The organism is Brevundimonas sp. LjRoot202, from assembly GCF_964253355.1.
Lineage (GTDB): Bacteria > Pseudomonadota > Alphaproteobacteria > Caulobacterales > Caulobacteraceae > Brevundimonas.
In genome coordinates, this window is the sequence record NZ_CAXUQW020000001.1 from 403,705 (window position 1) to 416,041 (window position 12,337).

The 12,337-nt window shown below is 68.3% G+C and carries 15 protein-coding genes and 1 tRNA gene; 5 read left to right on the plus strand and 11 right to left on the minus strand.

The annotated features are described in order from the left end of the window. The first annotated feature begins 41 nt into the window (after positions 1 to 41). Both phaC and ACSQ1L_RS02260 read left to right on the plus strand, forming a co-directional pair. Complete coding sequence (phaC, locus tag ACSQ1L_RS02255; RefSeq protein ID WP_435991525.1) at positions 42 to 1,991, plus strand: class I poly(R)-hydroxyalkanoic acid synthase; 1,950 nt, start codon at positions 42 to 44, stop codon at positions 1,989 to 1,991. Next, positions 1,988 to 2,362: a hypothetical protein gene (locus tag ACSQ1L_RS02260; RefSeq protein WP_435991527.1), complete on the plus strand. Its 375-nt coding sequence runs from the start codon at positions 1,988 to 1,990 to the stop codon at positions 2,360 to 2,362. Before phaC ends, ACSQ1L_RS02260 begins: the two co-directional genes overlap by 4 nt. On the opposite strand, the gene msrB is transcribed toward ACSQ1L_RS02260, so the two are convergent. The 5 genes from msrB to rplM all read right to left on the minus strand — a co-directional run bounded on the left by msrB (position 2,349) and on the right by rplM (position 5,290). Then, positions 2,349 to 2,843 carry a peptide-methionine (R)-S-oxide reductase MsrB gene (gene msrB, locus ACSQ1L_RS02265; RefSeq protein WP_435991529.1) on the minus strand — a complete coding sequence of 165 codons (495 nt, stop codon included), beginning with the start codon at positions 2,841 to 2,843 and terminating at the stop codon, positions 2,349 to 2,351. The two genes, ACSQ1L_RS02260 and msrB, sit on opposite strands and share 14 nt — an antisense overlap. Positions 2,844 to 2,904: 61 nt before the next feature. Continuing rightward, positions 2,905 to 3,834, minus strand: coding sequence for an N-acetyl-gamma-glutamyl-phosphate reductase (gene argC, locus ACSQ1L_RS02270; protein ID WP_435991531.1), 930 nt, complete (start codon positions 3,832 to 3,834; stop codon positions 2,905 to 2,907). Between the two features lie 6 nt (positions 3,835 to 3,840). Continuing rightward, the gene (locus ACSQ1L_RS02275; protein ID WP_435991533.1) at positions 3,841 to 4,215 is read right to left on the minus strand and encodes a hypothetical protein; all 375 of its coding nucleotides are present in this window, start codon (positions 4,213 to 4,215) and stop codon (positions 3,841 to 3,843) included. A 71-nt stretch (positions 4,216 to 4,286) separates the two neighbouring features. Continuing rightward, positions 4,287 to 4,811 carry a 30S ribosomal protein S9 gene (rpsI, locus tag ACSQ1L_RS02280; protein ID WP_435991535.1) on the minus strand — a complete coding sequence of 175 codons (525 nt, stop codon included), beginning with the start codon at positions 4,809 to 4,811 and terminating at the stop codon, positions 4,287 to 4,289. A 2-nt stretch (positions 4,812 to 4,813) separates the two neighbouring features. Continuing rightward, complete coding sequence (gene rplM / locus ACSQ1L_RS02285) at positions 4,814 to 5,290, minus strand: 50S ribosomal protein L13 (RefSeq protein ID WP_324798907.1); 477 nt, start codon at positions 5,288 to 5,290, stop codon at positions 4,814 to 4,816. Between the two features lie 916 nt (positions 5,291 to 6,206). Between rplM and ACSQ1L_RS02290 the strand changes: the two genes are divergently transcribed. Continuing rightward, positions 6,207 to 7,592: an alkaline phosphatase PhoX gene (locus ACSQ1L_RS02290; RefSeq protein ID WP_435991537.1), complete on the plus strand. Its 1,386-nt coding sequence runs from the start codon at positions 6,207 to 6,209 to the stop codon at positions 7,590 to 7,592. Here ACSQ1L_RS02290 and ACSQ1L_RS02295 read toward each other — a convergent pair. Continuing rightward, on the minus strand, positions 7,561 to 8,628 hold the full coding sequence (locus tag ACSQ1L_RS02295; protein WP_435991539.1) for a COX15/CtaA family protein: 1,068 nt from the start codon (positions 8,626 to 8,628) through the stop codon (positions 7,561 to 7,563). The two genes, ACSQ1L_RS02290 and ACSQ1L_RS02295, sit on opposite strands and share 32 nt — an antisense overlap. Before the next feature lie 136 nt (positions 8,629 to 8,764). On the opposite strand from ACSQ1L_RS02295, the gene ACSQ1L_RS02300 reads away from it, so the two are divergent. Then, the gene (locus tag ACSQ1L_RS02300) at positions 8,765 to 9,016 is read left to right on the plus strand and encodes a transglycosylase (protein WP_435991541.1); all 252 of its coding nucleotides are present in this window, start codon (positions 8,765 to 8,767) and stop codon (positions 9,014 to 9,016) included. Position 9,017: 1 nt separating this feature from the next. Next, positions 9,018 to 9,224: a DUF2842 domain-containing protein gene (locus ACSQ1L_RS02305; RefSeq protein ID WP_435991543.1), complete on the plus strand. Its 207-nt coding sequence runs from the start codon at positions 9,018 to 9,020 to the stop codon at positions 9,222 to 9,224. A 46-nt stretch (positions 9,225 to 9,270) separates the two neighbouring features. Here ACSQ1L_RS02305 and ACSQ1L_RS02310 read toward each other — a convergent pair. The 5 genes from ACSQ1L_RS02310 to plsX all read right to left on the minus strand — a co-directional run bounded on the left by ACSQ1L_RS02310 (position 9,271) and on the right by plsX (position 12,278). Continuing rightward, a tRNA-Pro gene (locus ACSQ1L_RS02310) sits at positions 9,271 to 9,347 on the minus strand. Positions 9,348 to 9,402: 55 nt separating this feature from the next. Further along, complete coding sequence (locus ACSQ1L_RS02315; RefSeq protein ID WP_435991545.1) at positions 9,403 to 9,828, minus strand: MerR family transcriptional regulator; 426 nt, start codon at positions 9,826 to 9,828, stop codon at positions 9,403 to 9,405. 6 nt (positions 9,829 to 9,834) lie between these two features. Next, positions 9,835 to 10,143: an integration host factor subunit alpha gene (locus ACSQ1L_RS02320; protein ID WP_435991546.1), complete on the minus strand. Its 309-nt coding sequence runs from the start codon at positions 10,141 to 10,143 to the stop codon at positions 9,835 to 9,837. Positions 10,144 to 10,218: 75 nt separating this feature from the next. Continuing rightward, entirely contained in the window at positions 10,219 to 11,196 is a 978-nt protein-coding gene (locus ACSQ1L_RS02325; protein WP_435991548.1) for a beta-ketoacyl-ACP synthase III, read from the minus strand. Next, entirely contained in the window at positions 11,193 to 12,278 is a 1,086-nt protein-coding gene (plsX, locus tag ACSQ1L_RS02330; RefSeq protein WP_435991550.1) for a phosphate acyltransferase PlsX, read from the minus strand. The genes ACSQ1L_RS02325 and plsX overlap by 4 nt, the downstream gene beginning before the upstream one ends. Positions 12,279 to 12,337 lie beyond the last annotated feature (59 nt).

Consider the following 12,337-nt stretch of genomic DNA (forward strand, 5'->3'; position numbering starts at 1 on the left):
CTTGCGTCCGATCCTGACGCCCTCCCCCGGAGTCCCTGCGCATGGCCAAGCGTCCGATCCCCCCGCCTCCGGCCCCCGGAACCGACGCCCCGCGCCCGGCCCGCAAGTCCGGCCGCCCCACCTCGGCCAAGCCCCCGCGCCCCCGCGCCGCGAAGGCCGCCGCCGCGCCCCAACCGGCCGCGGAGCCCCGGCCTGCCCCCGATCCCGCCCTCGCCTTCCCCGGCGCCGACCAGCGCCAGATGCTGGAGACCCTGTCGCTCAACCTGGCCAAGGCGGCCATGACCGCCCAGGCCGCCATCGCCGAAGCCGCCCTCAGTCAGGCCGACCGCCCCGCCGCTCTGTCGCCGGACCCGTTCAACGTCGGCCCGGCCATGACCCAGGTGATGACCGGCCTCGCCTCGCGCCCCGACAAACTGTTCGCCGCCCAGGCCGACCTGTTCAACCGCTACATGGATCTGTGGGCCTCGACGACCCGCCGAGCCGCCGGCGAGGACGTCCCCGCCCCACCCTCGAAGGACAAGCGCTTCAAGGATCCGGCCTGGTCCGAGAACCCGATGTTCGACGTCATGCGCCAGTCCTATCTGGTCACCGCCGACTGGATGAACGGCCTCGTCTCCAGCGTCGAGGATATCGATCCGCGCACCAAACGCCGGGCCGAATTCTTCACCAAACTGCTCACCGACGCCTTCTCCCCCTCCAACTTCCTCGCCTCCAACCCCGCCGCCCTCAAGGCGCTGGCCGAGACCAACGGCGAATCGCTGGTGAAGGGGATGCAGAATTTCGCCGCCGACCTGGAGCGCGGCGCCGGCAAGCTGAAGATCAGCCAGGCCGACTACGGCCGCTTCGAGGTCGGAAAAAACGTCGCCACCGCCCCCGGCCAGGTGGTCTGGCGCGACGAGCTGTTCGAACTGATCCAGTACGACCCGGCCACCGACCAGCAGCGCGCCATCCCGCTGCTGATCTTCCCGCCCTGGATAAACAAGTTCTACATCCTCGACCTCCAGCCGGAGAACTCGATGATCCGCTGGCTGTCCAGCCAGGGCTTCACCGTCTTCGTCTGCTCCTGGGTCAATCCGGACGTCGACAAGGCGAACTACGGCTTCGACGACTACCTCCAGAAGGGCATCTACCGCGCCGTTGAGAAGGCGCTCGAGCAATCGCAGGCCGACCACATCAACACGGTCGGCTACTGCATCGGCGGCACCCTGATGGGCGCGGCCCTCGCCCACATGGCGGCGCACAACGACGACCGGGTCAGCGCCAACACCTTCTTCGCCGCCCAGCACGACTTCGCCGAGGCCGGCGACCTGCTGCTGTTCACCGACGACCACTGGCTCAACGAGATCGAGCAGCAGATGGACGCGGCCGGCGGCGTCCTGCCCGGCGCGGCCATGGCCGAGACCTTCAACGCCCTGCGCGCCAACGACCTGATCTGGTCCTTCTTCGTCAGCAACTATCTGATGGGCAAGGACCCGCCCGCCTTCGACCTGCTGTTCTGGAACGCCGACCAGACCCGGATGCCCAAAGCCCTGCACATGGACTATCTGCGCTCGATGTACGGCCGCAACGCCCTGTCGCAGGGCCAGTTCGAGATCGGCGGCGTTCGCGTCGACCTGTCGAAGGTCCGCATCCCGCTCTATTTCCAGGCCAGCCGCGAGGACCACATCGCGCCCATGGCCTCCGTCTACCGCTCGGCGAAGGCCTTCAGGAACGCCGCCGTCACCCTGACCTTGGCCGGCTCGGGCCATATCGCCGGGGTGGTCAATCCGCCCGCCGCCAACAAATACCAGCACTGGCTCAACCCGGCCCTCCCCGACAGCCTTGTCGAATGGCAGGCCGGGGCCGAGGAACGCCCCGGCAGCTGGTGGAGCCACTGGGCCGACTGGCTGCACGCACGCTCGGGCGACTGGGTCCCGGCGCGGAATCCGTCCAGAGGACCCCTGAAGCCCATCGAACCCGCCCCCGGCGCCTATGTGAAGGTCAAGTCTTGAACCGCACCCCCAACGTCCTGCTGGCCGTGACCAGCGTCCTCGCCCTGTTCCTGGTCGCCTTCAGCGCCATCTCCACGGCCACGGCCGAAAAGGCGCCGGTCTACCTCGCCTGCGCCCTGTTCAGCGCCCTCGGCTTCATCGTGCTGAACGGCCTGTGGATGCACAGCCGCAAGCGCAAGCCCAAGCCGCTGATCGACCGCGCCACCCCGGTCACCCTGATCATGGCCATGGTCTTCCCGCTGGCCATCATCCTCTCGGCCGCCCTGCCGCTGATCGCCCCGAACGGCGACTACGGCCTGATGCTGATCATGGCCGGCGTCTGGACGGGCCTGACCCTGCAGTCGGCTCGCGCGGCGCTCAAGCAGGCCTGAAGCTCAACGCCACGCCGTTGTTGCAATAGCGCTTGCCGGTCGGCCGCGGCCCGTCGTCGAAGATGTGCCCCTGATGCCCCAGGCAGCGGGCGCAGTGATACTCCGTGCGCGGAATGCCGATGCCGTAGTCCGTCTTGGTGCCGATGTTGGCCTTGATCACGTCGTAGAAGCTCGGCCAGCCGGTGCCGCTCTCGAACTTCCAATGCGAGCGGAACAGGGGCAGCTCGCAGCCCCGACAGACATAGGTCCCGCGCCGGTGCTCGTTGTTCAGCGCGCTGGTGTACGGCCGCTCCGTCGCCTCGTGCCGCAGCGTCTGATAGCTCGCCGCCGGCAGCCGCGCCCGCCATTGCGCGTCCGTCAGCCGTCGGAACGGCGAGTCTGCATACTGTCGCTCCGAGGCGTCGGCCGGCCCGGGCGAGCAGCCGCCCGCAGCGAGGGCGCCGACGGTCAGCATCAGATGGCGGCGGGAAAGATGGGTCATGATCCTGATACGTCGGAGCGAGGGCCGCGGTTTTCAAGCATCTCCCTCCCGATGGGGAGGGTCAGTTCAGCCCCGTCCCCTCGTCCAGACCCAGCATCAGGTTGAGGTTCTGCACCGCCGCTCCCGACGCCCCCTTGCCGAGGTTGTCCAGCAGGGCGACCAGCCGGACCTGCTCCCCGCCCCGGTCCCCGAACACGTGCAGCCGCATGCGGTTGGTGCCGTTCAGCGCCTCCGGATCGATGCCGGTCATCGCCTCGGTGACCTCCAGGTCCGCCACCTCGACGAAGCGCGCGCCCGCATAGGCCTCGGCCAGCGCCCCGTGCACCACCTCCACCGACGGCGACCCCGGCAGGGCCCCCAGATGCAGCGGAACCTCGACCAGCATCCCCTGCCGGTAGGACCCCACCGCCGGCGCGAACAGCACCGGCCGTTCCAGCCCGGTGTGCGTCGTCATCTCCGGCACATGCTTGTGCTTCAGCGTCAGGCCATAGGCGCGATACGCCTCCGCCCCGGCCTCGAACTCGGCGATCATCGCCTTGCCGCCGCCGGAATAGCCCGACACCGCATTGACCGTCACCGGCCACCCCGCCGGCACGATCCCTGCCGAGACCAGCGGCCGCACCAGCCCGATGAAGCCCGTCGGATAGCAGCCGGGGTTCGACACCCGCGTCGCCCCCGCGATCTTCTCCGCCTGCCCCGGCGCCATTTCCGCGAAGCCATAGGTCCAGGCCGGATCGACCCGATACGCCGTCGAGGCGTCGATCACCCGCACCGCTGGATTGTCGATCATCGCCACGGCTTCCTTCGCCGCCTCGTCGGGCAGGCACAGGATCACCGCATCGGCGCCGTTCAGCGCCTCGCGCCGCGCCTTGACGTCGCGCCGCCGGTCGCCGAGCAGGAGCAGCTCGAGGTCGGCGCGCGCCTCCAGCCGCTCGCGGATCTCCAGCCCCGTGGTCCCGGCCTCGCCGTCGATGAAGATGGTGTGGGTCATGTCAGCTCAAAAATAGAAGCCGAGCCGAGAGTCGTTCGGCCCAAGGACTGCTCCCGCCTCAGATCTCTGGAGGTCGGAATGAACGACCAGTTGTCGGCCGTCAGCGAAAGTCAGCGTCAATAGCAGGCCGTTCGCTTCCACCTGCTTGAGCGGTTTCTCCAGTAGCCCGTGGAAGGTAATCGGCTGGCCGTCAAACCACTCGCGATCATGAACGGTCTCTCGACCCTTCTCGTCGATGTAGGTGACAAGTGCTCCTGCCTCGACCCGGCATCCGTTCTCGAACGCGAAAATCACAGCCGAACAGTTGATCGTGATCTGGTTGATCCAGGCCTCGCCATCCAGGAGGAACTGAATCTGATCACTCGGTGGAAACGGCGTCATCGTTCGCTCCAAAAAGAAAAAGGGCGCTCCGGTTTCCCGAAGCGCCCCCATCCATACCGTGGTGAAACGGCTTAGCGCTTCGAGAACTGGAAGGACTTGCGGGCCTTGGCGCGGCCGTACTTCTTGCGCTCGACGACGCGGCTGTCGCGGGTCAGGAAGCCGTGCGGCTTCAGGACCGGGCGCAGCGCCGGCTCATAGTGGGTCAGGGCGTGCGACAGGCCGTGGCGGATGGCGCCGGCCTGGCCCGACAGGCCCGAGCCCTGGACCGTGCAGTCGACGTCGAACTGGGTGACGCGGTCGGTCACTTCCAGCGGCTGGGCGATCATCATGCGCAGGATTTCGCGGGCGAAATACTGCATCTGATCCTTGCCGTTGATGGTGATCTTGCCGGTGCCCGGCTTGATCCACACGCGGGCGATCGCGTTCTTGCGCTTGCCGGTCGAATAGGCGCGGCCCTGGGCGTCCAGCTTCTGGACGTACACCGGGTGCTCTTCGCCCACGCCGGGGCTCTGCATGCCCTTCAGGGCGTCGAAGCCGGTCAGGGTTTCGGTGGCCGGGGTTTCCACGGCGGGCGTTTCAGCAGTCACGTCGGTCATGCTCAGACGCTCCGGGTGTTCTTGGGAGACGCCGACTTGAAGTCGATCGTTTCCGGCTGTTGGGCTTCGTGGGTGTGCGCGGCGCCGGCGAACAGGCGCAGGTGCGTCATCTGCAGGCGGGCCAGCGGGCTCTCCTTGGGCAGCATGCGCTCGACGGCCTTCTCGAGCACGCGCTCGGGGAAGCGGCCGTTCAGAACCTTCTCGGGGGTCGTCTGCTTGACGCCGCCCGGGTGGCCGGTGTGGCGGTAGTAGATCTTGTCGGTGTTCTTCTTGCCGGTGAACACCACCTTGTCGACGTTGGTGACGACGACATAGTCGCCGCAATCGACGTGCGGGGTGTAGTCGCCGCGGTGCTTGCCGCGCAGACGGTTGGCGATGAAGGTCGCGAGACGGCCCACCACGACGCCTTCGGCGTCGATATGGATCCACTTCTTCGTGACCTCGGCCGGCTTCAGCGAAGCCGTGGTGCTCTTCAGCATGACGAGGGTTCCTGGGAGGGGACGAACAGAGTGCCCGTCCCGGGCGACCGGGAGGAGCGGAAGGCGCGCTGATAGAGGAAGGGTGTGGCCGGGTCAAGGTGGGATTTGTCCCTGCTATCCCATTACTTCCTTACATTTCAATGTGATACGCACTGCGGTATTAAAATACCTTATCACCCCCTTCTCCCCTCCGGGGGAGAAGGGGGCTCGCGGAGCGAGACGGATGAGGGGGAGGCCCGCGTCTGACCCGCTGGCCACCAGCTCACGTCCAACAGCCCCCTCATCCGAGCGGCTCCGCCGCCCACCTTCTCCCCCAAGGGGAGAAGGAAGCCGTGACGCTGTGCTTACAGTTCGCGGATCTATAGTCGGGTTCAGCGGAAAGTATCCGGCAATATCAATGACATCATCGATTCTCGAGCCAATCTTCCCGCCATAGGAAGACCCGCCCCTACACTCCTGCCCATCCCGTCGACGGGGAGGGCGTCGGATCCACGTTCTCGATGACGGCGGGCTGTGGTCGAGCGATGAAGCCCGGGCGGAGGAGAGCCCGGGGGTCCTCGTTGGAGGTCGATGGATGGCCTCTGCTTGCTCGCCGCGCGCCTTCGGATGGAACCGCTACATGACTGAGCACGGTCAGCACGTTCCGCCTTCCGGCCTTCCCGCAAGGGGCGGTCCGGGACGCCGGTGAGGCCCGAGAAGGGCCGCCAGCCGGCGGGGCGAGTGGATAACGGCCACGCGGGGCGGCAGTCTCGTCGAAACGGTAACACTACAACAGCACCGGGCGAGGCCCGGCCGTCCCGCTCCCTCCCCACACCGCTTGGAAGCAAGCGGCGCTTCCGGCTGCGCCATTGTCACAGAACCCTGATGACCATCGCCCTCCGCGCCGCCATAACGCCCTGTCCCTTCGGAGTCTCCCATGCGCCTGCAACGTCGCGACCTTCTCACCGGCTCGGCCGCCGCGATCGCCTTCGCCGGCCTCGCCCGCAACGTCCAGGCCCAGACCGCGGCGACAGAGGAAACCTACGTCAACGAGGTGCATGGCTACGGCCCGCTGGTCCGCGATCCCAACCGCCTGCTCGACCTGCCCGAGGGCTTCACCTACCAGGTCATCTCCCAGAGCGGCGACACCATGGACGACGGCCTGTTCGTCCCGGGCCAGCCCGACGGCATGGGCTGTTTCGACCTCGGCGGCGGCAAGGTCGCCCTGGTCCGCAACCACGAACTCAAGGGCTCCAGCGGCCTGCACCGCAACCTCGGCCCCGGCGGCTTCCATCAGGAGCGCATCGGCCTGCTCGACCCGTCGAAGGGCTACGACACCTACAAGGACGGCCGCGCCCTCCCCGGCGGAACCACCACCCTCGTCTATGACCTGGAGACCCGCCGCACCGTCAGCCAGCACCTGTCCCTGGCCGGAACCTCCACCAACTGCTGCGGCGGCCACACCCCCTGGGGCAGCTGGCTGACCTGCGAGGAGAACACCGAGACCGCCGACACGGCCGACGTGACCAAACCCCATGGCTTCGTCTTCGAGGTCCCGGCCACGGCCACGGGCCTCGTCGATCCGGTCCCCCTCAAGGCCATGGGCCGGTTCGAGCACGAGGCGGTCTGCGTCGATCCGGGCACGGGCGTCGTCTACCTGACCGAGGACAAGAACGACGGCCTGTTCTACCGCTTCATCCCGGTCACGCCCGGCCGTCTGGCCGAGGGCGGCCGCCTCCAGGCCATGGCCTTCAGGGACAAGCCCGGCGCCGACTCGACCAATCAGGAAGCCCGCGAATGGGCCGTCGGCGATTGGCGCGAAGTGGTCTGGATCGATCTGGACGACGTCGAATCGCCAAACGACGACCTGCGCCACCGCGGCCACGCCGCCGGCGCGGCGCTGGTGGCCCGCGGCGAGGGCATCTTCTGGGGCGACGGCGAGCTCTACATGACCGCCACCTCGGGCGGGCCCCTGCGCCGCGGCCAGATCCTGCGCCACGTCCCCTCGGCCGGGGGCGGCCGCATCCAGCTGTTCCTCGAAAGCGCCGACGAGCGGACCATGAACATGGGCGACAACATCACTGTCGCGCCCTGGGGCCACCTGGTCGTCTGCGAGGACAACTACTCGTCCGACATCCGCAACCACCTCAAGGGTGTCACCCCGGACGGCAAGGCCTATACGATCGGCCGCAATGTCTTCACCGGCAACAGCGAGTTCGCCGGCGCGGTGTTCTCGCCCGACGGCCAGGTCCTGTTCGTCAACATCATGTACCCCGGGATCACCTTCGCGATCAGAGGACCCTGGACCTCGGTCCGGACATGAACAGGCGCGGTTGCGAACGTCGGACCAGCCACAGGTTCACCGTCGCGATCGCCAGCACCAGCGCCGCCCCCGCCTGATGCAGGGCGCCGAGCCACAGCGGCACGGCGTGGATCAGGGTGACGACGCCCAGCGCCGCCTGCAGCCACAACGCCGCCGCCAGGGTGAAGGCCGCCGCGCCCAGCCCCTCGGCCAGCCGCCACCGCCACGCCTGCCACGCATACAGGGTCCCGCCGAGCAGCAGGCCGTAGGCCATCGCCCGGTGATTGAACTGGACCAGCCCCTGGTCGTGCAGGAAGGCCAGCGCCCCCTGCCCCCACTCGATCGGCGGCAGGATCTCGCCGTTCATCAAGGGCCAGTCGGTAAAGACAAAGCCGGCCTTGGCGCCCGCCACGAGACCGCCCAGCAGGCACTGCAGGAACACCGCGCCCAGCAGGATCGCCGCGCCCCGGCTCCAGCCGACCGGATGCCGCGACCGCTCCGCGCCGTTCCACGCCTCCAGCCCGGTCCAGACCAGACCCATGAAGATCAGCAGCGCCAGTCCCAGGTGCACGGCCAGCCGCTCCGGCGCCACGTCGATCCGCTCGCTCAGCCCGCTGGTCACCATCCACCACCCGATCAGCCCTTGCAGACCGCCCAGCGCCAGCAGCACCGCGCAGCGCCCGATCAGCCGCCGCGGAATCTGGCGGAACGCCAGGAAGACCACGAACGGCACGGCGAACACGCCGCCGATCAGCCGCCCCAGCAGCCGGTGGAACCATTCCCAGAAGAAGATGCCCTTGAACTCGCCCAGACTCATGCCGGCGTTGACCTGCGCGTACTGCGGAATGGCCCGGTATTTCTCGAACGCCTCGGCCCAGTCGGCCGCGTTCATCGGCGGCAGGGCGCCCATGATCGGCTTCCATTCGGTGATCGACAGGCCCGATCCGGTCAGCCGCGTCACCCCGCCGACCACAACCATCGCGAAGACCAGCGCCGCCGTCGCGAACAGCCAGATCGCAACCGCCCGACTTTGATCGCCTCCGCTGAAACGCTTCATTCGACGCTCGCCATCCCGACCGTTACACTGGGCGACGCGCCGCTGGTCCGGCGCCCGCTTGAGCGGTATGCCCGCCCACGGTGGCGAGATCGAGTCGGTTTTCGGCGCCGGAGCGTCGCAGGTCAGGAGAACGCGGTTGCCATACGCCGACATCGTAATCGCCGCTCTGGGCGCCTTCGCCCTGGCCTGGACCGCCGACCAGTTGACCGGACGGCGCGGCCTGTTCGCCACCTCGCTGGTCTCCGGCGTCGCCGCCGTGGCGGGCTGGTTCCTGGCCATCCGCGTCTTCGCCGTCTCGACCATGGACCAGTGGACCTGGGTCGGCTGGTCGCTGGCCGCCTCGGCCCTCGCCCTGGCGACCTTCTTCCTGTTCCGGAACAAGCGCTGACATGGGGCCGCGCAGCCGCCGCTTCATCGCCATGCTCGGCGTACTCGCCTTCCTGGTCTTCTGGATCTGGGGCGCCATCGCCCTGCGCGACGCCCTGCCGCCCGGCCAGCTCATCGACCTCGTGGTCTTCGCTGTCGCCGGAATCGGCTGGGGCGTACCGCTCTACCCGCTGTTCAAATGGGCGGAACGCGGCTCCGGCAGGCGGTGAAATCAGCCGTCGCGGCGGGGCCGCGGTTTCCGGGTCAAGGGAAGAATGGTCGGAGCGACAGGATTCGAACCTGCGACCCCTTGACCCCCAGTCAAGTGCGCTACCAGGCTGCGCCACGCTCCGAGAGGCGCTCCCTATAGACGGGGCGCCGTCGCCCCGCAAACCCAAAAGCGACCTGTCAGGCGGTTCTCGAAAGAACGGCCTCGAGACGCGCCCGCGCACCCTCCAGTTCGGCCAGGATCTGCCGCAAGCGGATCGACGAACTTCCCTGCGGCACCGCCGCTGCGGGCGGCGCTCCGGCGCCGGCCTCCGGCTCGAACGGTACTGCGCCGTCCGGGTCCCCATAGACGGCCAGCCGCTTCAGCCCCTGTTCGCGATGCAGGCGCTGCACGCCCTTGATGGTCAGGCCGTCCTCATGCAGCAGCCGTTTGACCGCCTTCAGCAGCACCACGTCCTGCGGGCGATAGAAGCGCCGCCCGCCCGCCCGTTTCAGCGGCGTGATGAACGGGAACTTCGTTTCCCAGAAGCGCAGCACGTGCTGCGGCGTCCCGACCTCGTCGGCCGCTTCGGAAATGGTGCGAAAGGCGTTCGGGCTCTTGGCCACGGCGCGTCAGGCCTCCACGACGGCGTCGTGAACCCGGCCCTTCATGATCTGCGAGGCCCGGAAGCTGATGACCCGGCGCGGATGGATCGCCGCCGGCTCGCCCGTCTTGGGGTTGCGGCCCATCCGGGCGCGCTTGTCGCGAACTTGAAAGACACCGAAGCCGGACAGCTTCACCGTCTCGCCGCGCTCGAGGGATTCGATGATCAGCTCAAGGGTCCGCTCGACGAGGGCCGAACACTCCTGCCGCGACAGGCCGACCTCCTCGTGGACCGCCTCACACAGGTCCGCCCGCGTCAGGGTCTGGTGCTGAGCCAATGGTCCGCTCCCCTAGAAAAGTCCGTCACGCCCATAAAAGAGCAAGCGCCTTCAAATGGAAAGCCGAATTGCGCCCTACAGGCGAAAGGCGCAGGCGCCCCAGGTCAAACCGCCGCCCATGGCCTCGGCCAGAACGAGGTCGCCGCGCTTGATCCGTCCGTCCTGAATGGCCGCGTCGAGCGCCAGCGGGATGGAGGCCGCCGAAGTGTTGGCGTGCAGGGCCACAGTCGAGATCACCTTGTTCTCGTCCAGCCCCAGACGGTCGCCCACCCCCTTGATGATCCTCTGGTTGGCCTGGTGCGGCACGAACCAGTCGACGTCGGCGATCTCGATGCCCGAGGCGGCGCAGCAGGCCGTGATCGCCTCGGCGATATTGACCACGGCGTTGCGGAACACCTGGTTGCCGGCCATCCGCAGATGCCCGACCGTCCCGGTCGTGGCCGGACCCCCGTCGACGTAGAGCAGGTCGGTCTTGGTCCCGTCGCAGCGCAGGGCGAAGCCGAGCAGGCCGCGGTCGGCCTTGGTCCCCTGCCCCTCGCGCGGCTCCACGACCACGGCCCCGGCCCCATCGCCGAACAGCACGCAGGTCGACCGGTCGGTCCAGTCCATCAGCCGGGTCATCTCCTCGGCGCCGATGACCAGGGCGCACCTCGCCATGCCGCGCGCCACGAAACCGTCGGCGACGCTGAGGGCGTAGACGAAGCCCGAGCAGACCGCCTGGACGTCAAAGGCGATGCAGGTCGGCACGCCGAGCTTGCGCTGCACGATCGAGGCGACCGACGGGAAGGTCATGTCCGGCGTCGTGGTGGCCACCACGATCATGTCGACGTCCCCGGCGCTGCGGCCGGCGTCGGCCAGCGCCCGCTTCGACGCCTCCACGGCCAGATCGCTGGTCGGCTGGTCGTCGCGCGCCTTGTGCCGCTGGCGAATGCCGGTGCGCTCGACGATCCACTCGTCCGAGGTGTCGACGATCTTCGCCAGGTCGGCGTTGGTCACGACCTGTTCCGGCAGGTAGGAACCGACGCCGGTCACGGCGCTGCGAATGACGCTCACTGGGGAGTCTCCATGGCCGCATCCTCTGCGGCCGGCTGTTCAAGCACGACGGTCAGCCGGTTCAGGCTGTCGCTGACCTTCTTCAGATAGTCGCTCCGCGCCAGTTCGACAGCGATGCGGATCGCATTTCCGTAGCCCTTGGCGTCGGCGCCGCCATGGCTCTTCACGACGATGCCGTTCAGGCCCAGCAACGGCCCGCCGTTGATGGTGCTTGGATCGATCTTCTGGCGCATCCGCCTGAGCGCCGGCAGGGCCAGCAGGGCGCCCGCCTTGGCCGGCATGCTGGAGGTCAGCGCCTCCTTCATCAGGGTCGAGATGAACCGCGCGACCCCCTCGGCGGTCTTCAGGGCGATATTGCCGGTGAAGCCGTCGGTGACGACCACGTCGACCGTGCCCTTGGCGATGTCGTCGCCCTCGACGAAGCCCCTGTAGTCGAGCCCGAACCCGCCTTCACGCAGGATACGGGCGGCCTCGCGGACCTCCTCGTGCCCCTTCATGTCTTCCGAGCCGACGTTCAGCAAGCCGATGGTCGGACGATCGGTCCCGCCGGCCGCGCCGTGCACCGCCGCGTGGAACGCCTCGCCCATAATGGCGAACTCGACCAGCTGTTCGGCGTCGCTCTCGATATTGGCTCCGACGTCCAGAACCGCCGTGACGCCCCGCAGGGTCGGCCAGCTGGCGACGATGGCCGGCCGCTCGAGCCCGTGGGCGGACATGCGCAGGATCAGTTTGGAGATGGCCATCAGCGCGCCGGTGTTGCCCGCCGAGACGACCGCGCCGGCCTCACCCAGTTTCACGGCCTCGATGGCGTTCCACAGGCTCGAGCCCTTGCCCCGCCGCATCGCTTGGGCGGGCTTCTCGTTCATGGCCACGACCTTGTCCGTGTGGCGCACCTCGCAGATGTCGTCGCCCAGGGCGCATCTGGCCATCTCCGCCCGGATCGAGGCCTCGTCGCCGTGCAGCAGAAAGCGCACGCCCTCGCCGCCGTGGTGCCTTCGGTAATCGCGCACCCCCGCCACCACGACCGGCGGACCGTGGTCCCCGCCCATGGCGTCGAGCGAAATCAGAACTGGGGATGACAAGCCGCTTCGACTCCGTCGCGCCTTCAGCCCGGCGCTCGTCTGGGGCGACGATAGCGCCG

Excerpts from the sequence above, each read along its gene's own strand:
- phaC (WP_435991525.1), top strand. The coding sequence starts at position 42 with ATGGCCAAGCGTCCGATCCCCCCGCCTCCGGCCCCCGGAACCGACGCC.
- msrB (WP_435991529.1), bottom strand. The coding sequence starts at position 2,843 with ATGACCCATCTTTCCCGCCGCCATCTGATGCTGACCGTCGGCGCCCTC.
- argC (WP_435991531.1), bottom strand. The coding sequence starts at position 3,834 with ATGACCCACACCATCTTCATCGACGGCGAGGCCGGGACCACGGGGCTG.
- ACSQ1L_RS02275 (WP_435991533.1), bottom strand. The coding sequence starts at position 4,215 with ATGACGCCGTTTCCACCGAGTGATCAGATTCAGTTCCTCCTGGATGGC.
- rpsI (WP_435991535.1), bottom strand. The coding sequence starts at position 4,811 with ATGACCGACGTGACTGCTGAAACGCCCGCCGTGGAAACCCCGGCCACC.
- rplM (WP_324798907.1), bottom strand. The coding sequence starts at position 5,290 with ATGCTGAAGAGCACCACGGCTTCGCTGAAGCCGGCCGAGGTCACGAAG.
- ACSQ1L_RS02290 (WP_435991537.1), top strand. The coding sequence starts at position 6,207 with ATGCGCCTGCAACGTCGCGACCTTCTCACCGGCTCGGCCGCCGCGATC.
- ACSQ1L_RS02295 (WP_435991539.1), bottom strand. The coding sequence starts at position 8,628 with ATGAAGCGTTTCAGCGGAGGCGATCAAAGTCGGGCGGTTGCGATCTGG.
- ACSQ1L_RS02305 (WP_435991543.1), top strand. The coding sequence starts at position 9,018 with ATGGGGCCGCGCAGCCGCCGCTTCATCGCCATGCTCGGCGTACTCGCC.